Source organism: Paenibacillus germinis, from assembly GCF_013141785.1.
In the GTDB taxonomy this organism is placed as follows: domain Bacteria; phylum Bacillota; class Bacilli; order Paenibacillales; family NBRC-103111; genus Paenibacillus_E; species Paenibacillus_E phytorum.
Map to the genome: position 1 here is coordinate 84258 of NZ_WHOC01000183.1, position 26743 is coordinate 111000.

The following is a 26743-nucleotide window of genomic DNA, read 5'->3' on the forward strand; positions in this document are numbered from 1 at the left end:
AAAGCGCTGTCTTTGACAAGGCGCTTGCATAGGGGTTTTCTCAGCATTATAATCAATGTTCGGCATCATTGTTTTTGACTAAGGATGCTTTTCGCTGACTACTTTGTTACAATGGGGCGTAGGAACAAAGCTTCTGATGGAAGCAACAGGAGGAGAACAACATTTATGAGAATTGGCGGAAGAACGAATCAAGAACTGCGACCTATGAAAATAACCCCTCATTATATAAAACACGCAGAAGGCTCGGTGCTTATTGAGGTCGGGGATACCAAAGTGATTTGTACAGCAACGATTGAAGAACGCGTCCCACCTTTTATGAAGGGTCAAGGGAAAGGATGGGTAACAGCCGAATATTCGATGCTGCCTCGAGCTACGCAGGTTAGAAATCAGCGTGAAGCTGCGAAAGGTAAGCTTGGTGGACGTACGATGGAGATTCAGCGTCTTATCGGCCGTGCGCTTCGTTCCGTGGTGAATTTGGAAGCTTTAGGCGAAAGATCCATCACTCTGGATTGCGATGTTATTCAAGCGGATGGCGGTACTCGTACAACGTCAATTACCGGTGCTTTTGTTGCTATGGCATTTGCCATCGACAAGCTGGCGACAGACAAAAAATTAGCTAAATTCCCGATTAACGATTTTCTGGCTTCTGTGAGTGTTGGTGTTATTGGCCAAACACCGCGGCTTGATCTGAATTATGAAGAAGATTCACATGCTAAAGTAGATATGAACGTCGTGATGACGGGGCAAGGTCAATTCGTAGAAATCCAAGGAACAGGCGAGGATGCTCCTTTTTCCCGTAAGGAACTGGATGAACTGCTCGCTCTTGCTGAAACAGGCATCCATACGATGATTGAAGAGCAATCTAAAGTACTAGGCCCGATCGCTGATCGCATTCGAGGTGTACATCATGCTGCTACAAAGTAATTTCGTCGTTATTGCAACACGTAACGAAGGCAAAGTCAAAGAGTTTGCGAAGCTTTTTGGAGCAAAAGGCTACAAGGTTCGCTGCTTAACGGACTATACAGATCTTCCGGAAATCGTGGAGAGCGGAACGACGTTTGCAGAAAATGCACGGATTAAAGCGCAGATTATTTCGGCACATCTCCATGTGCCGGTTCTTGCCGATGATTCAGGATTGTGTGTAGCGGCTTTGAACGGTAAACCGGGTGTTTATTCAGCCAGATACGCTGGAGAGAATGCTACGGATGCGGATAATAATGCTAAGCTGCTGCACGAACTAAGCGAGGTAGGTTCTGTAGAAGGATTGCCTGATGGTGCAGAGAACCCAAAGCTTCTTAGTGAAGCATCCTATGTTTGTGCACTTACACTCATCGATCCTGTAGCAAATGAAGTAATTGAAGCGGAGGACTCATGCCGTGGTTACATCATTGGGGAAGAACGTGGCGAAAGCGGCTTCGGCTATGATCCGTTGTTTTATATTCCTGCTCTTGGGAGAACGATGGCTGAATTAACGGTGGAAGAGAAGAATGAGATCAGCCATCGAGCCAAAGCCTTGCGTATGTTTTTGGATAGACTTCCTGATCAGAACGGCTAATATCATAATGAAAACCTGCTTCCACTTCATCGGTGGGCAGCAGGTTTTTTGGATTTAACGGATGGAAATTTTATAGGAACGCAACCATGTGTCCACTTGTGCTAAATAGGCGAATAGTTGAGGACCTGTCATCAACTGACCAAACCAGGGGAGATCGAAATCATTCGTCTCTGAGCTGGCAAGTGCGCGGATTTTCTTAACATCAATGAAGGGAAGTAAGGGTGAGCTGGGGTCATCCAGAATTTCCAGCACCCATTTTCTCACAGCTGCTAAGTAGTTAGGGTTGTGCGTCTTGGGATACGGACTTTTCTTGCGAGTTAGTACATCCTCCGGAAGAACACCTTTGAGCGCTTTACGTAAAATGCCTTTCTCCCGATCACCCGATGTTTTGATTTCCCAGGGAATATTCCAGACATACTCAACAAGCCGGTGATCGCAGAAAGGGACGCGAACTTCAAGTCCGACGGCCATACTCATACGATCCTTTCGATCTAGAAGTGTCGGCATGAACCGGGTAATGTTTAAGTAAGACATTTCTCGCATACGGTTTTGCTGCTGCGTTTCCCCAGCTAACCGCGGCACTTCGCTGAGCGCTTGCTGATATCGATTATTGACATACTCGACTGGTTTGATCCAATCCACAAGATCGGGGGCCAGTAGGTCGACTCGATTGTTCAGCTTTAAAGACCATGGGAACGTATTGGCTCCCAAAGCTTCTTCGTTGTGGAACCAAGGGTATCCACCGAATATTTCGTCAGCTGCTTCGCCGGAAATGGCAACCGTCGCTTCTTTTTTGATCTCACGGCAAAATAAATAAAGAGACCCATCAACATCAGCCATCCCTGGTGTATCACGGGCAAATACCGCTGTTTTCAGGGATTCTACTAGCTCGGGTGTGTCGAATTCAATATAGTGATGCTCGGTTCCAAGATACTCCGTCATCCGTTTAATCCAAGGTGCATCTGAATTTGGCTGAAATATGTTTGCTTTAAAATGCTTGTCATTATCTTTGTAATCAACGGAAAAAGTATGCAGAGCACCTTGCCCGCTTTCCTTGTAATGAGCAGAGGCAAGTGCAGTAAGCGCACTAGAGTCAAGACCACCCGATAGAAGGGTACAGATGGGTACATCAGACACAAGTTGACGCTGGGATGTATCTCTAAGCAATTGTTGAACTTGCAATGCCGTAGCAGCGATATCATCGGAGTGTTGGTGGCTTTCGAGCTTCCAATACGTACGAATGGATAAGCCATTGCGGTCAAATACAGCGCATTGTCCTGGTTTGAGCTCAGACATATTGCGATAAATCCCATGACCAGGTGTGCGAGCTGGACCTACTGCGAAGATCTCGGCCAAACCTTCTGCACCAACCTCTGCTTCGAAGTCAGGGTGCGCGAGTATGGCTTTCGGCTCTGAGCCGAATAGAAGCACACTATTTTGATGAGAATAAAAAAGCGGCTTTACGCCAAGCCGATCTCTGACCAAATAAAGGGATTGTTCTTGATCATCCCAGGCCGCGAAAGCAAAAATGCCATTAAGTCGATCTACACAAGCTCTCCCCCACTCAATAAAGGCAACAAGCAGCACCTCAGTATCACATGTCGTACGGAAATGATGTCCACGAAGTTCGAGCTCCTTTTTGAGTTCAGGGGCGTTATAGAGTTCGCCATTATATACGATCGTATACGTGTAATCTCCTTGTTTCCGTACCATGGGCTGAGCGCCGTTTTCCGGATCCATTACACTAAGACGTCGATGGCCGAGGGCACAATGCTGTGAAATCCATGTACCAGAAGCATCAGGTCCACGCAAATGGAGCGTTTCCGTCATATTTTCTAGAATGGACGGGTACCCGGTCAAGTCTTTCCGCCAATCTATCCAACCCGTTATTCCGCACATAGACGTTCCTTCCTTTCCTTAAAGAGAGCATGATGATAAAAGGTATGCAAACTCAAGGTATATAATGTCTGTCCAGAATTGGATGGGCGCAGTCAACCGGACGGATTTTGTGTTTTGTTGACAGGCCTGATACAATAAACCCAATTCTTACTTATTAAATGACAAAGGTGATGACAATGAAAAAGAAGCACTCCAAAGCACAAATTGATTATCTGGCCTCAAGAGAACATTTTCTGCAAATCAGTAATCAAGCGGATAAACGAATTACGGAGTTAAAAGAAGAAGGTAAAGAAGTTGGGCAAGCAGAAATGGAAGAAATTATTGAGCGTGTCGGCTTGCATCGTGCTTACAATGAACTTACCCAAGCGGAGAATGTCTTGATTAACTGGACACAAACGGCTATCAAAACCGAACCGGAATTTATTCAAAACCGCACTAATTTTGAGGAACTGTACGAAAAAGTCAAAACAGATGCAGAAGCAAGAGGTGCGATTCTTAATCTTGCCATGCGTTTAAATTTAGAGCTTATGTGACATTCTAAAGAGGTAGTGCCATTCTTTCTTCAGGAGGCGAATGCTCATGGATAGTCATTTCATTAGCAAGCTGCACGACAAGCAGAGGAAAGCCGCGAAGAATTTCAGGACCCAAGGTGACGGTCAGCCAGGCAGTAATTTGCCGCACAAGAAGCACTAAAGTCTAATGGCACCATCAAGAGCCTGTAGGGAGGTTTCCTTACAGGCTTTTGCTTTGTCTTTTCCCTTGTCCTTCGTTAATGGGTATTTTAAACAGCATATTTGGTGCGGTAACTCTCCATACTAATCAAGTGATCATTATTTCAACTCACAGGAGGATTAATCCCATCATGAGCAAAAAGAAAAGTAAAAGTATGGATCAGAGGATACAGAGCACAATCGATCATTCGAAGCAATCTTCTCGCATACAGTCCAATTTGGATTCAACAGAGCCTGGGCATCACCAACCGAATCGCCCTTCCGTTTAATCGTATTTGAATTCGTGAATACTGCTTTCGATGAAGTCCCTACCATTTGGTTGGGGCTTTTTCCTTGTATGTAAATAGACTATGAGGTAAGATGATGGTTGGGTTTAATTTCATATCCGAAATAGGTGCTTACATTCCGCTATCCAAGCGCAGGGTAAGCTTAAAAGGGAAGATCGGTTAGAAGCCGACGCGGTCCCGCCACTGTAACAGAGGAGTCAACGTCTCTATGCCACTGATCGACCGATTGGGAAGGCTGACGTTTGATGAAGATCCTGGAGCCAGGAGACCTGCCTATTTCAGCAGAACAGTTAATATACCTACGGGAGATAGGGAGGTGTTCTTATGAGTACGTGGGATCTATCAACAGTCCAACATCATGTACTTATCTGTAACGGAGGATCTTGTCTGAAAAATTCAGGAGATGAAACAACGCTAGCCATCCGAGATGAAATTTCGAAGCACGGAGCCGAACATTTTATACATACAACTCGGACTAGATGTAATGGTCGCTGTCAGGATGCTGGTGTTGTAACGGTGTATCCGCAAGGAATTTGGTACAAGGAAATGACACCAGAGGCTGGGAGAAGGCTTGTTCGAGAGCATTTACTTGAGGGGAAACCACTCCAAGAACATATGACTTATAGCTTTGAGGAACGCTTTGTGCCAACCGGAAATGGAAATGAGGGCATTAGCCGCATACAAAGCAAATAATAAGAGAATGAAAGTTTTAACATGTGGGCTATCCTAAAAGTGTTCGCATGATTGAGCGTGTTCCAAATTTACACAAAAGAACCTCCAATTCCCACTAATAAAGTGGAAGAGTGGAGGTTCTTTTTACATATGAATCTGATTCTAAGTGGGGGCTCAAAAATCATGAATTGACATTGGACAGCCCTATTCGTGCCCTCCAGAATAAGCGCGTTTTCCGCGCTTATTCAGCGCGGACGCTAAGGATGATCTGCTGAGAAGTCGATTTTCAGCTTCTCAGACTCTGTGGGCTCGCAGAGCTCTCTCTGAAAGCGCGTTTTTCGCGCTTATTGGTTCGGATGCTCCAGAATAAGCGCGTTTTTCGCGCTTGTTCAGCGCTGATGCGCAGGATGATCTGCTGAAAAGTCGATTTTCAGCTTCTCAGACCCTGTGGGCTCGCCGAACTTCACTGAAAGCGCGTTTTCCGCACTTATTTGTCATACTTGTTCATTGAATTAACGGAACGAGAGGGCCTACCATTGATAGATTTTTGCATGCATTGCATGTATACATGAAGAAGCTGTCCCTCTAATTATCACTGTTGGGACAGCCTCTTTTTAACTCTATATATATTCGTTAATGATAATTATCAATAGACTTTCTGTAATAATGCTGTAAAGTCCTTCACATTTCTTGGCGCTGAGACTCCTTGACGGCTAGCTTCAGGCAATGCTTCCCACAAATCTAGCAGCATGGGCCTATCAAGACCAAGATGATTGATAGCCTTGCTATCTTTGAATATTTCATCTGGCGTACCTTCCATGACGCACTGTCCTTGATCCATCACGAGAATCCAATCAGCCCATGAGTAGGCTAGGTTCATATCATGGGTGGCCATGACTAATGTGATTCCGCGACTATTTATACGGTCAAGTTCCTCTACAAGCTGTTGTTCCGATATGCGATCCAGATAGGCCGTTGGTTCATCGAGAAGCAGCAGCTTTGGTTCAAGCACAAGCACACCGGCTAGGGCTACTCGCTTCTTTTGACCGAGGCTTAAGTGGTGAATGGGTGTATGTGCTAAGTGTTCGAGTCCCATGGTTCGTAATATAGCTTCTGCTCGGCGAGTAATCTCAGGCTCAGGAATAGCAGCATTCCGCAGACCGTAGGTGACATCCTCATAAGGAGTGTTCAGAATAAGCTGCTGTTCCGGATCTTGAAAGACAAGACCAACGTCTTGACGTAATTGTTTAAGTTCTTTGCGAGTGTAGGTCAAAGGTTCGTTCTTCCATAAAACTTGGCCCGATGAAGGTGAATGAATGCCAATAGCTTGAAGAAATAAAGTCGATTTGCCAGAACCGTTATGACCGCAAATGGCCGTTTTTTTCCCCTCGGGGATGCGGAGCTTTAATTTGTTTAAAGCCTTGGTCTGTGAAGCGGGATAGCTGAAACTTACTTCTAAGGTTTCTAAAATCGTGCTCATCGGATACTCCTCCAATTCCAGCGCAGCCAAATTTCAAGCAGCAGTAAGAGCGTGATTCCTACATAACTTTCCAATTTATAACGAAAAGGTACAGGATTAGCTCGGTAGGGGGCCATGTGAATGTCATCCGTAAAGCCTCGGGAGACAAGGCCATTTGACAATGATTTATACCGCTGCATCGTTTTGATAAACATTTGAACAATAATAATGGCTGTATCCTTCAATCTGTTTTGGAAACCGGTCTGACCGCCTCTTGATTGCTGAGCTACATACATGTTATTGGCAATTTCAAATAGGATGAACAGAAACCGATACATAATAAGCATAATTTCCAGAACCAGCTTGGGAACACGAACTTTTTGTAAGACTTGCAGCATTTCGGAAAAAGGAGTGCTGAACATAATAAAGGACACGCAGCTTAGGCTCGCTATAATACGAACGAATAATTTGCCAATTAGCAAAAGACCTGTTGAAGTAACGGACAACTTCCAGTCGATAAATGTAAAGGCCGCCACCTCATGGATATCAGGCAATGCTTCTTGCAAAGGGCGGATCTCTACGACTAGAGCGGGTACACTACCTACAAAAAATAGGCATGCAGCACCGATGACAGTAACATAATATTTGATTGGAACACGAGCATAGCCTACCGTCCATAGGGCCATCCAAAAGGCTATAACTACCTGAACCGCTGGGTGCGTTAGATAAGAAAACAGCAGCATGGTAACTGCAAAGCCGCACTTCCACATCGGTGATAGGGGGCGTAAGGCATTTTTATAGGAGAGAGAATCGATTAATTTCATCATTGGTTTTTGGATTTAGACGCTTTCCCTTTGAAAAAGCCAAAGGCAAACCCGATGAAGCCAGCTCCGATGGCGGCTTGTAAGGCGAATAGCATACTTTCCGTCTCAGCTGGGAGCTCAAATAAAGAAGAGAACCATGGCGTATAGGAAGGTTGAATGCTCTGAATTAATTGTTCAGCGGCGTTATCAGCTCCACCAAATTCACCTTGTACGAAAATAAGGGGCAAGACTGCCAATAATACAACGGCAATCAGCATGAGGGTATTTGCGGTTCGAGTTTTCATAGTTCAGAAGCTCCTTTCATTTTTCGTTGTAAAATAGATAGTTCATTAGGACTGTAAGATTGTAACCAATTCCATATTAATACAGTTAAAATGCCTTCACTAATGGCAAGAGGGATTTGCGTAATGGCAAAAATGCCGCCGAATTTCAAGAAGGATGCTATAAATCCACCTTGTTCAGCTGGGAATGCAAGAGCTAATTGAACAGAAGTAACAATGTATGTGGATAAGTCGGCAAGAGCAGCCGCCAGAAATATCGACCATTTTTGTTTGCCGGTTGTTTTCATCATGGACTTATATATGAAGTAACCAACTACTGGACCGGAGAGGGCCATAGAGAAAGCATTTGCCCCGAGTGTTGTAAGTCCTCCATGAGCAAGTAAAACCGCTTGAAACAATAATACAATCGATCCTAGGACGCTCATAGGGAGCGGTCCGAACATTACTGCCCCTAAACCTGTACCTGTTGGGTGAGAGCTGCTTCCGGTTACAGAAGGGATCTTCAATGCCGACAGTACGAAGGTGAATGCGCCAGCAAGGCCGAGCATAATTTTGAGCTCTGGATGTTCTTTCGTAATTTTGATAAGTGCTCGGACACCTAGAAAGAAGAACGGAAGGAAGGCTGCCCACCAAAATATTGCCCAACCTACGGGGAGAAATCCTTCCATAATGTGCATGCCGTAGACGGTTTGCGGTTCATTAATGAATAGATAGAGGACTAACCCTATAACCACTAGTAAGAAGCTAGTGACCTTTGTCTTTCGTGTTTTTGATTGCATGTTTTTTTAATTCCTCCTAATTTAATGTTTGAGTAACGAACAAAAAAGACCAATCCTGATGGATTGGCCGTGGGTACGTGCGAATAAACGACAAATATAAGCTAGATGTCGAGAGACTTGACGTACACCGCTCCTTTCCGCGAAGGTTTCTGGGTGCATAAATGAAGGTAGGTCTCCTGGCTCTCGGATCATCGTTTCTTTCAGCCTTCCCTGAATATGCATCAAGTGACATGATAGAAAGAAACTCCCCGAATACAGTGGCGGGACCGCTCGGGATTTGCACCCGATTCCCTGTTACCCCTTGCTTGCTACACAAGGGCACCTCATTTATTCGAAAAAATATGTAATTGAAAAGAGTATAACACAATATGAAAGATTCGTAGCATAGAGAAATTTATTATTTTAAGAAATGCAGATAAACAAAAAAAGATCGCGATTTCTCGCGATCCTTTGCCGTGCATGAACGTCCCAGGAGGGATTCGAACCCCCGACCGCACTGGGAATCATTTAAATGTCTTTCGGTCCTTAGAGAAGCTCCTCTAGGCCTTAAACTACGTGCCTTGTTGACACGTAGTTTAAGGCCTAGAGGTAGCTCAAAATATTCCCGGTTGGCTCGGTTGTCCTGTTGTTGTCCTAGCTATCTAGAAATCGTTTTCAGATGCAAAATCTGATTCGGGAGATGTAATGTTGTTAATACCATTGTTATCCATGGTTCAGATCGATCCTACAGGTTTGAGACTGGCGATTCGAACTTGTGTATGGCTATCTATGAAGGTATCATAACGCTCCAACATCGTCTGTTTCACCAGCTGCATATATTCGATCAGATCAGGCTCACGGAAATGTGGCAGCGTATCCATACTTGTTTCACATCCTTGCTATATAGTACCTTACCCCGATACTAATGGATTGTGATTATTAAACTCAATGTCGGGGCTGCCGGTGAGATCTTCATTGCTCCCACTATTTTTTCCCAAAACGGCAGGAACTATCATTCAAAGCTCTCTTCATGAAGATTTTTTAATTTCTTTTTCGATACTCACCTGGCGGATATCCCGTAAACTTCTTAAAGTTCCGGATAAAAGAGTTAACACTGAGGTACCCTACTCGCTGCGCCACTTCGTTTACCTTCAATTCTGATGTCTCCAGCAGCTCGGCTGCTTTTTTCATTCGATAGGTTTGCACATAATCACTAAAATTCATTCCCATCTTTTCTTTGAAATAAGTGGATAAATAGGACGACGTTATTTTCAGATGATCAGAGATAATATCTAATGAGATATCGTCACCATAATGGTTGTGAATGTAGGTCAGAACGAAGTCGCATATCGGATCTGTTTGATCCTTTTTATGGTCGTATAGGATACAGGCCGCTGCCACAAGCTGCTCCAGATATCGATCAAACGCCTCTAAGGTATAACAATCATGGGGCTTCTCATCCTGTATGGTTTCTAACAGACGATCCCGTTCAGCAGGCGAGAAGCTTTTCAACAATTGCTGGGAAAAGCTTTGGGCAAATCTAACGAAATACTCAACGGATGCTTCCTTTTTTTCCAGTAAAGCAAGCATCTTTCTGCCTATTCGCAATAACTCCTTCTCGTTTCCGGCCTCCATATGTGCTTGGAGCTCGTTTCTTTCCCAATCCTCAGGTATATCTCCTGTTATTTTAGTGGAAAAAGGGATAATCTGGGCATCCTCTCCTAATTTCCTCGACTCCAGTAATCGTAAAATGTGTCCATAGGTTTCTGTAAAAGCGGTCGGGTCTGTTTGATGCGGACTGACTGCGATCGTGATCAAGCAGTATAGCTGATCCATATCGAATATTTTCCTCAACCGTTGTAGATGTTCTTCGATCTGATTCGACTCGTCGCCCTTCGAGAAAATAAGGGTAAGGATTAAATTCTGCTCGATTTGGAAGGTTAACGAGTCGTTAAACGATTGCGAAATATGGGTATGGATCAGCTCTCTGATAAAGAAAGAAGCCTTCGGTATATGAATGTCGATTTGCTTTAGGTTATGGCTTCTAAAGGTCAAATGAAAACCGATAAGAACAAACGGTGTGTCAAAAGCCATATGCATCTTCAAATCTTGCGTGTTGGTGTGAATTTGCTTGAGATGATTGATGTACGCGTAATTTTTCAGAAGCGAGTTCTTCCGAGTCAAGTCCTGTCGGATATCGTGATGAGCTTGCGAAATATCCTTAATCTTTTCGCTAATGAAATCGAATTCTCTGATGCTGCTGTTTGTTGGCATGGATACATGATGGTGTTGAATGGAATCCAATATTTTGCGGATCGGATTGTTCAAGCGTTTCGTGAAAAAAATGGAGGCTCCGAGACTAATTGCTATAGACAATAGGAGAAATCCAGCTAACAGCCAGTTCAAACGCACGATTTTTGCTTTGATTTGTGAAGAGGGAATAACACTGGTATACGTATATCCGGTTTCCTTGCCCACCTGATAGTACAAGTAGTTTTTGCCTTGCTGGATATATCCGGTCTTCTGACCGGAGGCCAGTAAAGAAGAGGGAATTGCTGAATAATCCGAATCAGAGGCATAAATAGTCGTGCCCGTTTCATCGGAAATAAACAGCTTGCCGTCTTTAGCCGGCTGATAAAAAGAAGCGAACATACTCCTGCTATTCAACAGAATGATCAAGGAAAATTGGGGATTGAATTGATTTTTGACCAACACTGGGATGAATTGACCTCTATGAATCTGCTGTCCGAAAGAGTTCATGAAAAATGCAGATTCGGGAAACAGCTTGAAGCTATATGGCTTTGCTAGCTCCTGAAGCCAAAAATCCTTGGTATACACCTCGTTCCCATAATAATTGACGAACATTTCCTCGAAAGTCCTTGTCCCTTCCTTTTCAATCACGATCGATTGATCACCCAGTAAATAAATAATGTTATCGATCATTAAATAGGAGTCCGCTAACATGGATTGAAGCTCGTTTCGAATGCGGTATAGCAGCATAGAGTTGATCTGCCCCCCGGTCGAACCGTTCAATAGCTTCGCATTTTCATTGACGTGCAGGCTCATTCCGAGTTTTTTGATCGATAATATATGATTTTCATAATCATTAACGGTGGTATTCAGGTTAGCCTGACTTGTGTTCACGATTTCATTTTGTATGTTGTTGAGAAAAAAAGAGTTGGACATAAAATTGAACGAAACCAGTATGACCACAATGATCATGAAGCTCATCATTAACTTTATAAATAAGCTGCTGTTTTTGTGTTTAAGATATGTTTGCTTGAACAGCATCATGTTCATCCCCTTTTTGTCCATAATCATAGCATATTCCTGTGAGTTTTAGAGTCACGGTAAGCTAGCCATTTTATCGAATGTTATCCGATCTTTAAGTTTTTCGGCTTACGGATAGCCTTCTATAATGTTGAGCATTGTGATTACAGCCGGACCAAGTAAGATATGGTTACAAGGTTCGACAAACCGTTGTTAATGAAATTTGAAAGCTAAGGGGAGATCAGAAAGCCTATGCAGGATACCATGGCGCAAAAAATGATCAAGCACAAATATTTACTTCTAATGTTTCTACCGTGCTTGTTGTATTACATTTTATTTAAATATGTTCCCATGTTCGGAATCGTCATTTCTTTCAAAAACTACAATCCTTTTGTAGGCGTTATGGGGAGTGAATGGGTCGGATTCAAATATTATGTCATGTTTTTTAACAACCCTGATCTTTTAAAGCTTTTAAGAAATACCTTCTTGCTGGGAATGTATAAATTGATTTTTGGATTCCCCGCACCGATTGTTCTCGCGCTTTTGCTTAATGAATTGAAGAATATGGTGTTCAAACGATTTGTGCAAACAATTAGCTATTTACCTCATTTTATCTCGAATGTCATAGTAGCCAGTATGGTTGTCATGTTCTTGTCTCCTTCAGGGGGCATTGTCAACAAGCTCATTGAAGCATTCGGTTTTGAAAAGATTAATTTTATGCTAATGCCGGATATGTTTCGTTCCGTGTATGTGTTTTCTGAAATCTGGCAGCATGTAGGATGGGAAACGATTTTATATTTGGCCGCACTAACTTCCATTGACCCGATGCTGTATGAAGCCTCTGAGATGGACGGCGCTTCGCGTCTGAGAAAGCTATGGCACGTCACCATACCGGGAATTGCACCTACTATTGTTATTCTACTTATTCTGAATGTTGGCAAAGTGATTGAGATTGGCTTTGAGAAGGTTTTCCTGCTCTACAATCCAGCCACCTACGAGACCGCGGATATTCTAAGCACCTATGTTTACCGGGTCGGACTCATGCAGGGTAACTTTAGTTACGCTTCGGCTATTGATGTATTTACAGGGTTGGTCAGTTTAGTCTTTATTGTTTCAACAAACTATGCAAGCCGGAAGCTATCTGAAACAAGCTTATGGTGAAGGAGCTGTCTCATGAAATCAAGGATCTCTCTTTTTACGGTGATCAATGTTGTCGTTTTACTCGGTGTTGTTATTGTCACGCTGTATCCCTTCTTGTACATGATAGCCGTATCCTTAAGTAAGGATGTTTATGTGATGAAGGGCGAGATTTCATTTTTTCCAAAAGGGATTAATCTGGATATGTACAAATTTGTTTTGAATGACCCCCGTATTTTAACAGGTTATGTGAATACGCTGATCTATACGATTGTGGGGACCGCCCTCTCCTTAATGATTACTTCACTGGGAGCCTATTCGCTGTCCAAGAGAGAGATGCCCTTCTTCAAAACCTTCACTTTAATGATCGTGTTCACCATGTTTTTCAACGGAGGCATGATTCCAACCTTTCTGGTCGTCAAATCCTACGGATTGATGGATACGCTATGGGGGATGGTATTGCCGGCGGTCGTAAGTACCTGGAACCTGTTGATCATGAGAACGTTTTACAGCGGAGTTCCAGTAGAGCTGGAGGAATCCGGAAAGATCGATGGTTTAAATGAAATAGGCATTTTCTTTAGAATCGTCATGCCGCTATCCAAGGCCATTTTTGCGACAATAGGACTTTTTTATGCCGTAGCCATGTGGAACAATTTCATGCTTCCCCTCTTATATTTACGTAATCCCGATCTGTTTCCGCTGCAGGTTATTTTACGGAATATCGTCCTGGCAGGCCAATTAAATTCTTCGGATGCTATGGGGATAGGAGGCGATCAGGTCATTGTGGAAGAATCCTTAAAGTATGCCACGATAATGGTAGCTACCTTGCCTATTCTCGCCGTGTATCCATTCCTGCAAAAGTATTTCGTTAAGGGGGTGATGATCGGGGCGATCAAAGGATAAAGGATTTCTTATTTGAGGTCTACATAGGGATGACGTAGTAAAAAAAAGGAGCGGTTGCAGTGAAAAAAGGATTATATCTGTTCATGATGATCATGTTGAGTATGACATTAATTGCAGGCTGCAGTGAAAAGAAGCAAGAAGGCGGCCAAGCTGCGACAACCAATCCGGAGAAGTCTGGAGCTTTGACGAAAAAGACGTTTACGATGTTAACCGATTCCCACCCCAGCTATCCTTACAATAAAGATTGGCCAGTCTGGAAGATGATCGAGGAGAAAACAGGGGCCACATTTAATGTGCAAACACCTTCCGGTAAGCTCGAGGATACGATTAACTTATCGATCGCCTCGGGAGATATGCCTGATCTGATGTTTATGTATGGAAGAACGCAGACTAATAAATTTGGACAACAGGGCGCTCTTGTCAATATTCTAGATTACAAGGCTGATATGCCGAATTTCACTAAATGGATGGAGAAATATCCGGAGATTGCGAAAGCGCAATTGGCGGCAGACGGGAAAATGTACATGTTTCCCAATGAAGGGTTTGGCGAAGCAAACCGAATGATTTGGATGTATCGGCAGGATGTGTTCCAAAAGCATAACCTAACTGCTCCAACCAACTTCGATGAGCTGTATACCGTGCTCAAAAAATTGAAAGAACTGTATCCGAAGAGCTATCCGTTCAGCTTCCGGCTTGGGAATAATCTGTTATTGCTTAAAGTGCTATCTGCTAACTTTCAAACCAACGAAGGCTTCTATCTCGATGGCCGAGACGTCAAATACGGTCCAACCGAGCAAAGCTATCAAAAGATGCTCGGATATTTAAATAAGTTTTACAAGGAAGGCCTTATGCCTCCAGACTGGTTAACCGTTGATGCAAAGAAATGGCAGGATCTGATGTCCACGGAGCAATCGTTCGTTACAGTTGATTATATTGGCAGAATAGATTTCTTTAACGACGCTTTGAGGAAAAGCAATCCTAACTTTAATCTGACTTTCATGGTCCCCCCTATCGGTAATCAAGGAGGGAAAGCACAGAACGCTTATATGCACGTTGTCGATTCTGGGCTTACGGTTTCGATTAAATCCAAGCAAATCAAAGATATTATGCGAACGGTAGATTTCCTTTACAGCGAGGAAGGAAGATTGCTTTCCAGCTGGGGGACTGAAGGAAAAACCTATATGGTTGATAATGGAAAGAAAAAAATAAAGCCAGATTACAAGACAGCCATCGATTTCCGTAAGGAAACGGGTCTAGCGACCAATGGTACTTATACATGGGTCGATTATGATGCCTATTTGTCCATGGCTTCCAAGGAGCTTCAAGATGCTTATGTCGAAGCCCGTAAGTATGACGCCCCCTACCGCAGCCTGCCTGATTTTAATCAAAAGGATTTGGAGACTATCACGACTACGGGTGCTGCAATCGACAAATATCGTGACGAGAATGTTATTAAATTCATCATCGGTGAACAGAGCTTGGACAACTGGAGCAACTATGTGAAAAGCATGGATAACCTCGGTCTCCCGAAGCTGCAGGAGCTGTATAAAACCGGATTTCTGAAGAATTCCAAATAAAGCTCCGCAATCGAGGATAAAAACAGTTAAGGAGAATCCCCAATGATCCTCACCATATATGTGAACAAAGGGCCTTTTGACAGCGCCCTGGAAGCAGCCTATTCGGAGCAGCAAGTGGATTGGTGGGATGATACCGACGAGCGAGCTGTGTATTGCACCGAATGTTTTGCTGCCGTAGAGCTTCAAAAACATTTACAGACGCTATTAGGTGATCATACCGTTGTTCGGATAGAGAACACTGAGCGTGAATGGGCGCATGGAAAAGATAGAAGCAATAGCATTTTCATCGGAACACTGCTCTCCAATCCTTATATAAGGGCTTTCGAAGCGGAAGGTTTGGTGCGGGGTCACGAGCTGAACGATGAAAACGGCGAAGCCTTTCTGATCGAAACCCTGCAATCGGATGGAGAAAAGTATTGGGTATTATCTGGGGTAGGCAGCATCGGCAGCCTATATGCTGTTTACACATTTCTGGAGAAGCTCGGCTTCCATTGGTACGCCCCTGGTGAAACAGGTGTCATTACTCCGGAGCCCCTCTCTCTTCTCCCCGAGATTCGATGTCAGGAAAGGCCGAGCTTCCGGACAAGAGGCTGCTATTCAGAATTCATCGACGACCGAAATGCCGATTTATTCGATTGGATGGCACGTAATCGAATGAATTATGCCCATTTATTTACCATTAAGAATCCACATGCGCTGAAGAAAAGGGGAATCCGTATTGCGGGCGGGGGGCACGATATCCTCTACAAGTATTTGGACCCGCTTAACCCTTACCCTTACGCGCATCCCTTGTTTGGAGGAGATGGCAAGCCGCAAGACCCCTACCCCGTAAGTCTGGAATACAAAGGGGACACCGACGGCGATGGGATACTTGCTTATGCGGAGTCCCATCCTGAGTGGTTTGCACTAGTAGACGGGGAAAGAAGTTACTACCGCAGCCCGGAAGCTTTAAAGGAGCAGTATTTCGCAGGAGACAATCATTGCCTGACACATCCGGACGCATCAGATGAGCTCGCCAAAAATATAATCAATGCTCTTGTCGATGGAGATTTGAAACATGTGGATGATTTGAACTTTTGGCTGCTAGATAACGGGAATTGGTGTTCATGCGATAGGTGCAGCAGCAGTGGCAATTATACGAGCCGGTTGATCCTGCTTGTCCATCATTTGAGACAAAAGCTCTGTCAGGCGATGGCAGAGGGCATTCTCAAGAGGAATGTCCGAATCCTGTTTCCGGCTTATCATGAAACGCTGGAAGCTCCTGATAGACCCCTTCCTGAATCGTTTGATTACCACAATTGCTTTGCTATATTCTTCCCTATCGAAAGATGCTATGTCCATACGTTCAACAATAAGGGTTGCACAGAGACCAATCTACAGCTGCTTCATAATTATGAAAGCTGGACCGTGAATACAAACCGTCATTTTCAAGGGGAAATGTTTATAGGTGAATATTACGGTGTAAGAACGTTTGCCGCTATGCCGATTCTCTTAAGCAGCATCATTGCTAATGATATCCCTTATTACTACGAGACGGGAGCCCGACATTTCTATTATATGCATATCACAAGCGGAAGGTGGGGAATGCTCGCCCTCAACAACTACCTGTATGCGGCGCTCCTGTGGAATGCTAAGGCTGATACAAGAGCCAACATGGATACGTATTTTGAACAATACTACTGCGAAGCTGCAGGTCTGATGAAATCATTCTATGAGAAATTAGAAGTCGCACTAAGCAATATCAAGTATTTGAAGCATTATCAGGAGATCGATGGTGAGAAGCATTCCCTTTGGTTAAAGATCAAAGATCGTGAGGAAAACTTGTTTCCATCCGAACACATGAAATATGAAGCCACGGGAGAAAACGATAACTCGGGAATTAGCCTGGTTGCTACCGTAGAGCAGCTCCATGCTTGCAGAGCGATTCTGGATGCGGCCCTATTCAAGGCGGAGAAGTCCATCGTAGCTCAGAGGCTGCTTGAGGACGAGATGAGATTCGACTATGGCCATACGATGATTATGTTCTATTACCGAGTGGTTCGTACGGTGACACTGCTGCAGGCGGATAAATCGCAGCTTGCCAGAGCCGAGTTTGCTCATTGCCAGTTGTTTGCCGAGAAATTGAGAGCATCGAAGCTTCCATTAGACAATTATGATTACAGCAAGTATTACGATAGCGGTCTTGACGCAACGTGGATCAAAGCGTATTACGAGCAGCTGCTTACCGAATTTATAGATTAAAGGTTAGGACTGGGGAGGATATACTGCATTTCTGCTTGGCGAGAGGAGACAAAGCATGTTGCGAAGAGCGTTGGCTTATGCCTGTATGTTTGTCGCTTTATTTGCACTGCTGCCAGTAATAGGGTATGCCGATGGAGATCAACCGCCTGTCATCACGACGGATCAAACCTCTATAACGGTGCAGGAGTCCGTTTATTCAATTGCCGGAAGTGTCAGCGAGCAAGCTGTGGTCACCGTGAACGGGACTACGACGGAATTAGGAGTGGATTTGACTTTTATTCAGTCGGTAAACCTCCAACAGGGAATCAATACGATTGTGATTGAAGCCAAGAATGGAGATGGATTGCAGGCAGAGCCTTTAGTTATCACGGTCGATTACATACCTGTAATGGCCTATGAATATGGCAATGCATTATTCGGGGAAGGCGGCTGGATAACGGGGCTTGTCTTTCATCCACAGGAGGAATTGAAGTATATCCGTACCGATGTCGGTGGTACGTACCGAATGGATGAGACCCAGCAGCAGTGGATTCCGCTCAACGATGATCTTCCTTACTCTTTATGGACCTGGTATAGCGTAGATGGTATTGCCGTGGATCCAAACGATCCGAATGTGGTCTATGCAGCGGTAGGTTTAGCATCCAACGCACAAAATTCATATCGGAAGGGAACCGTCTTCAAATCTGGTGATAAGGGCGAATCTTGGACCCCACTTCCACTCGAGCTCAATTTTTCTGGAAACGGGGACTTGCGCTGGGTGGGAGAGCGAATTGGTGTAGACCCGTTTGATTCGGCGCGTATATGGGTTAGCTCTCGCCAAGAAGGGTTGTGGGTATCTGAGGATGGCGGCCAGAGCTGGAGCTTATCAGCATTTCCTGGCATATTGACGGACAATTATGGAGTGACTGTCCTTCTATTCGACCGTCATCATCAAGGTGTCGTCTATGCTGCTGCTTACGAAGATGGCATTTACCGATCGAACGATTCGGGGGACAGCTGGGTGAAACTTGCCGGTTCGGATAATCCCGATAAACCGGCACGAATGGTTCTGTCTGCCTCTGGAGCCTTGTATGTAACAACGGAAAATCACGGCAAGGGAGTTCTCAAATACGAAAGCGGAATCTGGATCAACCTGACGCCGGATTCTAATATGACAAACTTCTCGGATGAACCTGCAGGCTACAACGGTATTAGCATCAATCCCTTCAACGAACAATCCATAATTGTAAGTCCCCATAACATGGGAGGGGTTTTATTCCGTACAGAGGATGGAGGCAATATCTGGACAAGGATAGACAGTTCGAACTCGGTGCTTCAATCGGATATTCCGTGGATGAAGCCCGCATATTGGGCAGCTTCCATCGGCGCATTGGAATTCGACCCCTATCATAACAATCAGGTATGGTTTACAGACTGGCATGGAATATGGAAAACAGAAGATATTACAGCAGAGACCATACAGTGGGAGCAAATACAACAAGGCCATGAAGAGATGACCACTCGATCAGTGAAGTCGATTCCGCAACAAACACGGCTTGCCATTGGAGGAGCTGATATGGGGGGAGGGATCAGCTATCACTATGATGAGTATCCCGAACGAATCGATAACCTGGGTATGTCGGAAATCTACGACTGGGATTTCCTTGAAAGCGACCCCTCACAGCTGGTTATGGTCGGTGGCTCTAAGGTATCAGGCCTAGGTGCTGTGTCTCATGATTCAGGAGATACATGGACCAAGTTTCCTGCATACCCTGTTATTGGCGGGCTCCCGACTAAAGTAGCCATGTCCGCAACGGACCCTTCTCTGTTTCTAGTCACGACCAGCGACTATTCGGTGTTCCGTACGGCTGACGGCGGTAGTACATGGACTGAAATATTTGACATTCCCGTCACGGCCAAAGGCCCATGGACGTGGTCAAACGTATTGAAGTCCGACCGGGTGAATGGAAACAAGTTCTATTTCATCGACTATAAGACCGGGGATGTTTACAGAAGCACAAACGGTGGATTGAATTTCACCAAGACCGTAACGCTGCCATTACCTGAGGATAGACGTTGGATCTATATGCAGCCTTCGTTTCATTCCGAAGGTGAACTGTGGATCAGCTTGGACGACAAGGGCTTGTACAGGTCCATTGACAGCGGCAGCACATTTATACGTGTTGATCGGGTGGACCAAGCATTCAATATCGCCTTAGGCAAGCCCGCAGCCGGCAGCTGGGACCCTGCCGTTTATATGTACGGAACAATCGGCGGGATTGAAGGCATGTTTCGTTCCTTGGATAACGGACAGTCTTGGCAGGATATCGATAAGGGGGATACTGGGTTCGGCAACAGGCCACAGACGATGGATGCCAGTAAACAAGTGTTTGGGCTCGTATTTGTCGGGACCACCGGTAGGGGGGTCCGCTACGGTAAAGTAGAGAATAGCGACATTATTCCTCCTAAGATTCATCTAAATCAAGAGAATCTCATCGTAAATCACGCTCAGTTTGAGGTTAGTGGAAGCGCCAATGAGAATGCGACCATTATGATTCAAGGAAATCCTGTTCCCGTCGATAACGATATGGGATTTACCGGACAAGTCATTTTACAGCCTGGCGATAATGTGATCACCGTTCAAGCAACGGATAACTATGGAAATTCGTTTATCAAGAGGCTTCACGTTATTTACGATTCAGTGGCTCCTGCTTTAACCTTAGATCAGACGCATGCAACGGTTAGACAAGCTGAATTCATAATCTCCGGCACCCTGAACGAACGAGGCTCGGTGTCGATAGATGGGCATTCCTACTCTACTTCGGACGATTTAGCTTTCATTTCAACGGTAACTTTGCAAAGCGGCATGAACAGCGTCCTCGTTACGCCAGTGGATGAGGCGGGCAATCAAGGCACGCCCGTTTCACTAAACATCGAATACGTTCCGATTCCTAGCTTTGACTTGGTACTAACGGAAATTGGCGTGGAAGAGGCCAGCTACCAAGAAGGAGATAACGTACACCTATACGCGATAGTGAAAAATCAAGGTAATGAAGCAACCCCTCTGCAATATGTCATGGTTCATTTTGTCAAAAACCATGATTATGCAATAGAACGTTCTGGAGGTAGCGGCACCAAGTGGTATCCGAGCGGCGGCAATCAGTCCAGCACCTCACTGAGTATCGCCACTTCCAACCTGCAGTTGTCGATTGCGCCAGGTGAAAGTATAAGGTTCACGTCCGGCACCTATAACGTTCCCATGGGACAGTCGCACTTCAAGCTGCTTGCGATTGCGGATGCAACAAGCAAATTTCTTGCCACAGAAGAAGACCGCACGAATAATACGCTTGCCAGCATGGTCAGCAGCTCGCTAGTTACCGAATTTTCCATCGGCACACAAGTGGGAGCCTCGGTCATAGATGCGGTGTATCGCAGGATCGACTTCCAGCTGAATGTGAACAGCCAGAATAAGTTCTTAAAGCCAACCATCGGCCTGATGCCAGGCAGCACGATCGCCCCCCAATCCGGAGCCTATATGAATTTTGGCAGTCCGGTGGCCTACATCGTCACGACAGCGAATGGCGTCAAGCAAATGTGGACCGCAGCTAATACGCTAACCGCTAATCTACCCTCCCCTTATTTTGATCTGGTGGTTACTGAAGTTGGCGTTGATGATTCGGACTATGCACCAGGAGATGAAGTACGCTTTTATGCGGTCATCGAAAATAAAGGTAACATCCCGTCTCCTCTTCAATACGTCAATGTACATTTTGTTGTAGGTGCATCCACCGCTTTGGAGAAAGGCGACAAGAAATGGTATCCCGATGGAGGCAACTTGTCGAGCACAGCTTTGAGATCGGGAGACAAGAATGTATACGTATCGATTTTGCCCGGTGCGGAGAACGCGATAAAAGTATACGCTAGTGGAACCTATACGATTCTGGAAAGACGGCAAAGCTTCAATCTTCTTTCAATCGTAGATGCTTCGGGCAAATTTTTTGATACGGAGCCAAATCGCAGGAACAACTATAAAGCTTCAGTCGTTTCTAATTCAAATTGAGGAGGTAATGAACAATGAACTTACACATGACCCTAACCGCAGAGCAATTGGGCATAGCGGCAGCTCATAAAGCGTCAGAAATTATCAACAGCTGTATCCAAAAGCAGGGAAAGGCAAGAATCATTCTTTCAACCGGTGCTTCGCAGTTCACTTTTCTGGAGGCATTAAAGGAGATCAACGTTGACTGGAATAAGGTAGAGATGTTTCACCTGGATGAGTATGTGGGTTTACCGGAGTCACACCCAGCCAGCTTCCGCAAATATTTGAAGGAACGTTTCCTCTCTTATGCGCCAGCAGCGAAAGCCTATTTAGTAAACGGAGAGGGCGACGTTGCAGCACATATTGCGGAGCTGACTAGTGAGATTAACAAGGCTCCTATTGATCTTGCTTTAATCGGTATCGGCGAAAACGCACATATTGCATTTAACGATCCTCCTGCCGATTTTGATACAACAGCGTCCTACATGGTCGTCAATCTGGATGATGCCTGCAAAATGCAACAGGTTGGCGAGGGCTGGTTTGAGTCACTGGACGCCGTACCCAATCAAGCGATTACAATGACAATAAGCAAGATTCTTAGCAGTACAACGATTATTTCCTGCGTTCCCCATCAAGTGAAAGCTAGAGCGATTCAAGCTACGTTGGAACAAGAGGTTACGAATTTAATACCGGCGTCGATACTGAAAACGCATGGAGACTGGTATTTGTATCTGGATCAGCATTCAGCCTCGAACATATTAAAGTTGCAGCTCTAGAAGAGCAAATAGCTTAAGCAAAGACCGCGGAAGCGGTCTTTGCTTATTAATGGGCTGACAGTAAAGTGCCAGCGCATTTTTATGGGTATGGCTATGGCTATAGCATAGCTTAAACCTGCTAATCAAAGCTTGCAGCTGTCGGGACATTTCAGGAGTGGAATTAGACAGATAATCCCTACACATCTGACAGAATCATAACACTCCCTAAGAGAACGAAGATTCCAGAAAATTATACTTTGATTTAGACCCCGATCTTTAAATGAAAGCAGAGTGATTCATACTATTATGAACGAAAATGTAAAGGAAACTTTCATTGGATTATTTAAAGCTGGCCTTTCCAATGTTCCAATCGCTGGAGGATTGCTTTGAGGCGAGTTGCTGATATAAAAGATGAGGAAAAGCTTAGAATATTTCACGGTATTCTATTAGGTAACTTAACTAATGCTTATGAATCAGATTTTACAGAAACTTTTTTGGATTTAGTAAGCAGGCTTGATCATATCCAAATTAAAGTTTTGAAGTTGTATCGAGAGTCTGGACGCAGTGGGAGTATGGATATTCCGGAGGGAGCTGCCGTAGTTGTAAGCTCAATAACAAGTAGATCTTTCAAGAGAGAAATACTTGAAATAATCAAAGATAACAATCCAAGCTTAAGTACAATTGAATCAGAAGGTAAGTATGAATTTTATATCTGCGATCTCATAAATAAAGCGCTCGTCATTGACACAAAAACAGTGGAATTACTGTAGGGGATATGGCTAAAGAAGGACTTACAATTCTTTATATCACGGATTTCGGCAAAGAAGTTAGATAATGAAGAAAATCTTGATAGTTGGTTTGAAGGTAGGACAATAATCTTCATACATTCATTATTATTTGTTGTCCATTTGTTGTCCTGTTGCCCTATTCAGGACAACCGTAGCTGCCGATTTTCGCAATTGTATATTACTATAACAAAACAAAAGACCGCGATTTCTCGCGGTCTTTCCACATGCTTGACGTCCCAGGAGGGATTCGAACCCCCGACCGCACGCTTAGAAGGCGTGTGCTCTATCCAGCTGAGCTACTGAGACATAGACCTCTTCTTACCTTGCGGATGTGATCCGTTTAGCGAAGCGAGAGTTAATATATCATATCGTTTTATAGGAAGTCAACCCTCGATTCATAATTATTTTGCAATCACTCTGTCAATCAAGTAAACTGTCACCAGCGAGACCATGATTTCTGAGGTGATCATCATAACGGACCCATCCATCAATAACTTAATTCTTTTTCCGAAAACAGAGCAATATTACGAAGAGGAGCTGACTCGGTTCCTAAAAACAGAGCAGTATAGTGATGCGCTCCAATTGCTAACCTTTCTACTTCAATTTCCGACAGTAGACCATCACAAAACCGAACAATGGGAAGCTCTGAGGAATTGGCTGTATACCATGTATCCGGAAACCATGTTCCCTATGGCGTCTTCATTGGAAGATGATCCAGAAGAAGAAACGGATCTATTACGGCAGTACATACAAGATAAGACGGCAGATGATGACGCCTTTGCGCCTAAACTTCTGAATATGCTAAAAGACGGTACATTGGAGCAGCAAGTCAATGCCCTTGAACAATTGGCGTTCATCGATCAATCTGACGTAAGCCAACGTGTAAAGGAGTGGCTATGTGAGAAGCCGCGGCACCCTCACATTCAGTTCAAAGCTTTGCAGGCGCTTAAACAAATGGGTGAGCGAGGATTTATCGAGTTCCCTAAGAATGGGGAAAAGATCCTCGTCGAGATCGAAGAGACACCGATGAGCCCGGAGGATTTTCCATCACGCATTCGTGATATGATTCGTAGAGTCGGGGACATTAGTGAAATAAGCCAACCTGATTTTGTTTTTTTTGCCAAGCAGACTTGGCAGGAATTTCTAGCCTATGCTTATGGGACATCGATCTATACGGATTTACAGAATGCGGAAGAAGGCGCTGTTGATGTGTGGGCATCTGCCCTGCATGCTATTCTTCAAGAGAAATTGTTTGGCTCGGTGAATCGAGAAGAATTACTAGATAATTACGGGATTGTTGATTCCATGAAGCTTCAGTGGAAGCGAGCTAACCTTGTGCTGCAAGCCTTTATAAAGCAGTTTAATCCGGACCCATCATAAGGTAAGAAAGGCTGCCTTGAAATGAAAATCTTATATGGTATAATAGAATGGTTGTAATGAGCGTAACGTGAAAATATGTCATCGTACATTTTTGGAGGGGAAAGCATAAAATGAAAGCAAGTTGGGAAAAAATAGAGAAGAACGTAGGCGTTCTTGAAGTGGAAGTTGGCGCAGAGCGCGTCGCAGATGCTTTGGATAAAGCATTTAAAAAGGTATCCGCGAAAGTAAATGTTCCAGGTTTCCGTAAAGGGAAAGTACCTCGTTCTATCTTTGAAGCTAAATTTGGTGTAGAAAGCTTGTATCAAGATGCTTTAGATATCATTTTGCCAGAGGTTTACGTGGAAGCGATTGAAGAGGTTAAAATCGAGCCTGTCGATCGTCCTGAAGTAGACGTTGAGCAATTCGGCAAAGGACAAGTACTGAAGTTCAAAGCTAAAGTAACTGTTAAGCCTGAAGTAACACTTGGCGAATACAAAGGTATCGAAGTTGAAGCGGTAAGCGCAGAAGTTACGGATGAAGAATTGAACGAAGAGCTTACTCGTTTGCAACAGCGTCATGCTGAATTGGTTGTTCTTGAAGAAGGACAAGCAGCAAATGGTGACGTCGTTGTCCTTGATTTCGAAGGTTTCGTTGATGGAGAAGCATTCGAAGGCGGTAAAGCGGAGAAATACTCCCTTGAGCTTGGTTCCAACTCCTTCATTCCAGGTTTCGAAGAGCAACTCGTAGGTCTTGGTAAAGGCGAAGAGAAAGAAGTTAGCGTTAGCTTCCCTGAAAACTACCACTCCGAAGATTTGAAAGGCAAAGCGGCTGTGTTTAAAGTGCTAATTCACGACATTAAACGCAAAAACTTGCCAGAGCTTGATGATGAGTTTGCTAAAGATGTGAGCGAGTACGATACACTTGTAGAGTACAAAGAAGAACTGAAAAAACGTCTTCAAGAGCGCAAAGAAAAAGATTCAGAGGCTGCTCTGGAAACAGCTGTTGTTGAAAAAGCTGCAGCTAACGCTGAAGTTGAAATTCCAGCTTCCATGGTAGAAGCAGAGCTAGATGTTATGGTGAAGGAATTCGAAAGACGTCTTCGCTCCCAAGGCATGACACTTGAGATCTACTTCCAGTTCTCCGGTCAAAACGAGAGCGTGCTGAAAGAACAAATGAGAGAAGATGCTGACAAGCGTGTTCGTAACAACCTTGTTCTTGAAGCCATCGCAGCTGCAGAAAAAATCACAGTTTCCGATGAAGAAGTTGACACGGAACTTGAGAAATATGCACAATCCTACCAAAAAACAACGGCAGAACTTCGTGAGCTGTTTGCTTCTAACGGCAGCCTAGAAGGTCTGAGCAACGATCTTGTGATTAGAAAAACGGTTGACTTCTTGCTTGAAAATAGCAAGCATGTTTCCGCAGCAGTATAAATAAGGTAAGTAAAGGCACGTACGTAAGCAACGTGCCTTTCTTTTACCCTATTTTAGCCCCAAAACTGCCCAAGACCATAAGAAATACCCTCATACATAGCTGTTCTCTGAAAAAATGACTTTGCTGTTCAAACGTGTTAAACTGTATCTGAATCTCAATTGAGAGAACTTGGCTATTGCCGCAAAAGGAGTTGGTACAATGAGTCTTATTCCTATGGTTGTTGAACAAGAGGCTCGTGGGGAACGTTCTTACGATATCTACTCGCGTTTATTAAAGGACCGCATTATCTTCATTGGGAGTGCTATTGATGACGATGTGGCTAATTTGGTCATTGCCCAGCTGCTCTTTTTATCAGCTCAGGATCCCGATAAGGATATCCACTTATATATCAATTCACCAGGTGGATCTGTAACAGCTGGAATGGGTATCTTCGATACCATGCAGTTTATTAAGCCAGATGTATCAACGATTTGTGTAGGTATGGCTGCAAGTATGGGTTCTCTGCTATTAACTGCAGGTGCCAAAGGTAAGCGATACGCGCTGCCGAATGCAGAAGTAATGATTCACCAACCGCTCGGCGGTGTAAGAGGTCAAGCAACCGATATCAAAATCCACGCGGATTGGATTATCAAAACGAAACAAAAACTCAACCAGATCTATGTGGACCGTACGGGACAGCCGCTTGAAAAGATCGAAAGAGACACCGACCGAGATAACTTTATGAGCGCTGATGAAGCGAAGGCATACGGGTTAATCGACGAGGTTATCACTCGAAACGACTTGAAATAAAGGAGT

Annotated in this window: 23 protein-coding genes, 1 tRNA gene and 2 riboswitches; of the genes, 16 read left to right on the top strand and 8 right to left on the bottom strand. The window is 44.3% G+C overall.

Annotation, left to right across the window (positions count from 1 at the left end):
* Nucleotides 1–165: 165 nt before the first annotated feature.
* A complete protein-coding gene (rph, locus tag GC102_RS35630) occupies nt 166–924 on the top strand; it encodes a ribonuclease PH (RefSeq protein WP_171644825.1) in 759 nt (252 codons plus the stop codon).
* Complete coding sequence (locus GC102_RS35635; protein ID WP_171644824.1) at nt 908–1555, top strand: XTP/dITP diphosphatase; 648 nt, start codon at nt 908–910, stop codon at nt 1553–1555. The genes rph and GC102_RS35635 overlap by 17 nt, the downstream gene beginning before the upstream one ends.
* A 54-nt stretch (nt 1556–1609) precedes the next feature.
* Here GC102_RS35635 and asnB read toward each other — a convergent pair whose 3' ends face one another.
* Nucleotides 1610–3454 carry an asparagine synthase (glutamine-hydrolyzing) gene (gene asnB / locus GC102_RS35640; protein WP_171693701.1) on the bottom strand — a complete coding sequence of 615 codons (1845 nt, stop codon included), beginning with the start codon at nt 3452–3454 and terminating at the stop codon, nt 1610–1612.
* 176 nt (nt 3455–3630) lie between these two features.
* On the opposite strand from asnB, the gene GC102_RS35645 reads away from it, so the two are divergent.
* The 4 genes from GC102_RS35645 to GC102_RS35660 all read left to right on the top strand — a co-directional run bounded on the left by GC102_RS35645 (nt 3631) and on the right by GC102_RS35660 (nt 5165).
* On the top strand, nt 3631–3987 hold the full coding sequence (locus GC102_RS35645) for a hypothetical protein (RefSeq protein WP_171693702.1): 357 nt from the start codon (nt 3631–3633) through the stop codon (nt 3985–3987).
* 46 nt (nt 3988–4033) lie between these two features.
* Nucleotides 4034–4147 carry a DUF4023 family protein gene (locus GC102_RS35650; protein ID WP_082562468.1) on the top strand — a complete coding sequence of 38 codons (114 nt, stop codon included), beginning with the start codon at nt 4034–4036 and terminating at the stop codon, nt 4145–4147.
* A gap of 169 nt (nt 4148–4316) precedes the next feature.
* Nucleotides 4317–4454 carry a hypothetical protein gene (locus GC102_RS35655; RefSeq protein WP_156390195.1) on the top strand — a complete coding sequence of 46 codons (138 nt, stop codon included), beginning with the start codon at nt 4317–4319 and terminating at the stop codon, nt 4452–4454.
* Between the two features lie 106 nt (nt 4455–4560).
* Nucleotides 4561–4763, top strand: a riboswitch (cobalamin riboswitch).
* Between the two features lie 33 nt (nt 4764–4796).
* Nucleotides 4797–5165, top strand: coding sequence for a (2Fe-2S) ferredoxin domain-containing protein (locus GC102_RS35660; protein ID WP_171693703.1), 369 nt, complete (start codon nt 4797–4799; stop codon nt 5163–5165).
* A gap of 625 nt (nt 5166–5790) precedes the next feature.
* Here GC102_RS35660 and GC102_RS35665 read toward each other — a convergent pair.
* The 6 genes from GC102_RS35665 to GC102_RS35690 form a co-directional block, all read right to left on the bottom strand.
* Complete coding sequence (locus GC102_RS35665) at nt 5791–6624, bottom strand: energy-coupling factor ABC transporter ATP-binding protein (protein WP_171693704.1); 834 nt, start codon at nt 6622–6624, stop codon at nt 5791–5793.
* Nucleotides 6621–7430, bottom strand: coding sequence for a cobalt ECF transporter T component CbiQ (gene cbiQ / locus GC102_RS35670; protein WP_171693705.1), 810 nt, complete (start codon nt 7428–7430; stop codon nt 6621–6623). Before cbiQ ends, GC102_RS35665 begins: the two co-directional genes overlap by 4 nt.
* Nucleotides 7427–7711 carry an energy-coupling factor ABC transporter substrate-binding protein gene (locus GC102_RS35675; protein ID WP_171644818.1) on the bottom strand — a complete coding sequence of 95 codons (285 nt, stop codon included), beginning with the start codon at nt 7709–7711 and terminating at the stop codon, nt 7427–7429. Before GC102_RS35675 ends, cbiQ begins: the two co-directional genes overlap by 4 nt.
* Nucleotides 7708–8487, bottom strand: coding sequence for an energy-coupling factor ABC transporter permease (locus GC102_RS35680; RefSeq protein ID WP_171693706.1), 780 nt, complete (start codon nt 8485–8487; stop codon nt 7708–7710). The genes GC102_RS35675 and GC102_RS35680 overlap by 4 nt, the downstream gene beginning before the upstream one ends.
* 148 nt (nt 8488–8635) lie before the next feature.
* Nucleotides 8636–8828, bottom strand: a riboswitch (cobalamin riboswitch).
* Between the two features lie 372 nt (nt 8829–9200).
* Nucleotides 9201–9347, bottom strand: a complete 147-nt coding sequence (locus GC102_RS35685) for a hypothetical protein (RefSeq protein ID WP_171693707.1) — start codon at nt 9345–9347, stop codon at nt 9201–9203.
* Between the two features lie 160 nt (nt 9348–9507).
* On the bottom strand, nt 9508–11787 hold the full coding sequence (locus tag GC102_RS35690) for a helix-turn-helix transcriptional regulator (RefSeq protein WP_171693708.1): 2280 nt from the start codon (nt 11785–11787) through the stop codon (nt 9508–9510).
* A gap of 201 nt (nt 11788–11988) precedes the next feature.
* Between GC102_RS35690 and GC102_RS35695 the strand changes: the two genes are divergently transcribed.
* From GC102_RS35695 to GC102_RS35725, 7 genes are all read left to right on the top strand, one after another.
* Entirely contained in the window at nt 11989–12897 is a 909-nt protein-coding gene (locus GC102_RS35695) for an ABC transporter permease (RefSeq protein WP_246321304.1), read from the top strand.
* Between the two features lie 12 nt (nt 12898–12909).
* Nucleotides 12910–13776, top strand: a complete 867-nt coding sequence (locus GC102_RS35700; RefSeq protein ID WP_171693709.1) for a carbohydrate ABC transporter permease — start codon at nt 12910–12912, stop codon at nt 13774–13776.
* 59 nt (nt 13777–13835) lie between these two features.
* Nucleotides 13836–15353 (top strand): extracellular solute-binding protein, encoded by a 1518-nt coding sequence (locus GC102_RS35705; RefSeq protein WP_171693710.1) that lies wholly within the window; start codon nt 13836–13838, stop codon nt 15351–15353.
* Between the two features lie 42 nt (nt 15354–15395).
* Nucleotides 15396–17594 carry a DUF4838 domain-containing protein gene (locus GC102_RS35710; protein ID WP_171693711.1) on the top strand — a complete coding sequence of 733 codons (2199 nt, stop codon included), beginning with the start codon at nt 15396–15398 and terminating at the stop codon, nt 17592–17594.
* 55 nt (nt 17595–17649) lie between these two features.
* The gene (locus GC102_RS35715; protein ID WP_171693712.1) at nt 17650–21633 is read left to right on the top strand and encodes an SGBP N-terminal domain-containing protein; all 3984 of its coding nucleotides are present in this window, start codon (nt 17650–17652) and stop codon (nt 21631–21633) included.
* 14 nt (nt 21634–21647) lie between these two features.
* Nucleotides 21648–22388, top strand: a complete 741-nt coding sequence (locus GC102_RS35720) for a 6-phosphogluconolactonase (RefSeq protein ID WP_171693713.1) — start codon at nt 21648–21650, stop codon at nt 22386–22388.
* Nucleotides 22389–22753: 365 nt separating this feature from the next.
* Complete coding sequence (locus GC102_RS35725) at nt 22754–23137, top strand: hypothetical protein (RefSeq protein WP_171693714.1); 384 nt, start codon at nt 22754–22756, stop codon at nt 23135–23137.
* Between the two features lie 250 nt (nt 23138–23387).
* Here the strand turns inward: GC102_RS35725 and GC102_RS35730 are convergent.
* A tRNA-Arg gene (locus GC102_RS35730) sits at nt 23388–23461 on the bottom strand.
* A 156-nt stretch (nt 23462–23617) separates the two neighbouring features.
* Here GC102_RS35730 and GC102_RS35735 point away from each other — a divergent pair.
* The 3 genes from GC102_RS35735 (at nt 23618) to clpP (ending at nt 26737) form a co-directional block, all read left to right on the top strand.
* Complete coding sequence (locus GC102_RS35735; protein ID WP_171693715.1) at nt 23618–24535, top strand: hypothetical protein; 918 nt, start codon at nt 23618–23620, stop codon at nt 24533–24535.
* A gap of 110 nt (nt 24536–24645) precedes the next feature.
* Nucleotides 24646–25947 (top strand): trigger factor, encoded by a 1302-nt coding sequence (gene tig / locus GC102_RS35740; protein WP_171693716.1) that lies wholly within the window; start codon nt 24646–24648, stop codon nt 25945–25947.
* A 199-nt stretch (nt 25948–26146) separates the two neighbouring features.
* The gene (gene clpP, locus GC102_RS35745; protein WP_057306184.1) at nt 26147–26737 is read left to right on the top strand and encodes an ATP-dependent Clp endopeptidase proteolytic subunit ClpP; all 591 of its coding nucleotides are present in this window, start codon (nt 26147–26149) and stop codon (nt 26735–26737) included.
* The last annotated feature ends 6 nt before the right edge of the window (nt 26738–26743 follow it).

Excerpts from the sequence above, each read along its gene's own strand:
- GC102_RS35655 (WP_156390195.1), top strand. The coding sequence starts at position 4,317 with ATGAGCAAAAAGAAAAGTAAAAGTATGGATCAGAGGATACAGAGCACA.
- cbiQ (WP_171693705.1), bottom strand. The coding sequence starts at position 7,430 with ATGATGAAATTAATCGATTCTCTCTCCTATAAAAATGCCTTACGCCCC.
- GC102_RS35635 (WP_171644824.1), top strand. The coding sequence starts at position 908 with ATGCTGCTACAAAGTAATTTCGTCGTTATTGCAACACGTAACGAAGGC.
- GC102_RS35700 (WP_171693709.1), top strand. The coding sequence starts at position 12,910 with ATGAAATCAAGGATCTCTCTTTTTACGGTGATCAATGTTGTCGTTTTA.
- rph (WP_171644825.1), top strand. The coding sequence starts at position 166 with ATGAGAATTGGCGGAAGAACGAATCAAGAACTGCGACCTATGAAAATA.
- GC102_RS35675 (WP_171644818.1), bottom strand. The coding sequence starts at position 7,711 with ATGAAAACTCGAACCGCAAATACCCTCATGCTGATTGCCGTTGTATTA.
- GC102_RS35650 (WP_082562468.1), top strand. The coding sequence starts at position 4,034 with ATGGATAGTCATTTCATTAGCAAGCTGCACGACAAGCAGAGGAAAGCC.
- GC102_RS35665 (WP_171693704.1), bottom strand. The coding sequence starts at position 6,624 with ATGAGCACGATTTTAGAAACCTTAGAAGTAAGTTTCAGCTATCCCGCT.
- GC102_RS35645 (WP_171693702.1), top strand. The coding sequence starts at position 3,631 with ATGAAAAAGAAGCACTCCAAAGCACAAATTGATTATCTGGCCTCAAGA.
- GC102_RS35715 (WP_171693712.1), top strand. The coding sequence starts at position 17,650 with ATGTTGCGAAGAGCGTTGGCTTATGCCTGTATGTTTGTCGCTTTATTT.
- GC102_RS35720 (WP_171693713.1), top strand. The coding sequence starts at position 21,648 with ATGAACTTACACATGACCCTAACCGCAGAGCAATTGGGCATAGCGGCA.
- GC102_RS35710 (WP_171693711.1), top strand. The coding sequence starts at position 15,396 with ATGATCCTCACCATATATGTGAACAAAGGGCCTTTTGACAGCGCCCTG.
- asnB (WP_171693701.1), bottom strand. The coding sequence starts at position 3,454 with ATGTGCGGAATAACGGGTTGGATAGATTGGCGGAAAGACTTGACCGGG.
- clpP (WP_057306184.1), top strand. The coding sequence starts at position 26,147 with ATGAGTCTTATTCCTATGGTTGTTGAACAAGAGGCTCGTGGGGAACGT.
- GC102_RS35695 (WP_246321304.1), top strand. The coding sequence starts at position 11,989 with ATGCAGGATACCATGGCGCAAAAAATGATCAAGCACAAATATTTACTT.
- GC102_RS35680 (WP_171693706.1), bottom strand. The coding sequence starts at position 8,487 with ATGCAATCAAAAACACGAAAGACAAAGGTCACTAGCTTCTTACTAGTG.
- GC102_RS35660 (WP_171693703.1), top strand. The coding sequence starts at position 4,797 with ATGAGTACGTGGGATCTATCAACAGTCCAACATCATGTACTTATCTGT.
- GC102_RS35690 (WP_171693708.1), bottom strand. The coding sequence starts at position 11,787 with ATGATTATGGACAAAAAGGGGATGAACATGATGCTGTTCAAGCAAACA.
- tig (WP_171693716.1), top strand. The coding sequence starts at position 24,646 with ATGAAAGCAAGTTGGGAAAAAATAGAGAAGAACGTAGGCGTTCTTGAA.
- GC102_RS35685 (WP_171693707.1), bottom strand. The coding sequence starts at position 9,347 with ATGGATACGCTGCCACATTTCCGTGAGCCTGATCTGATCGAATATATG.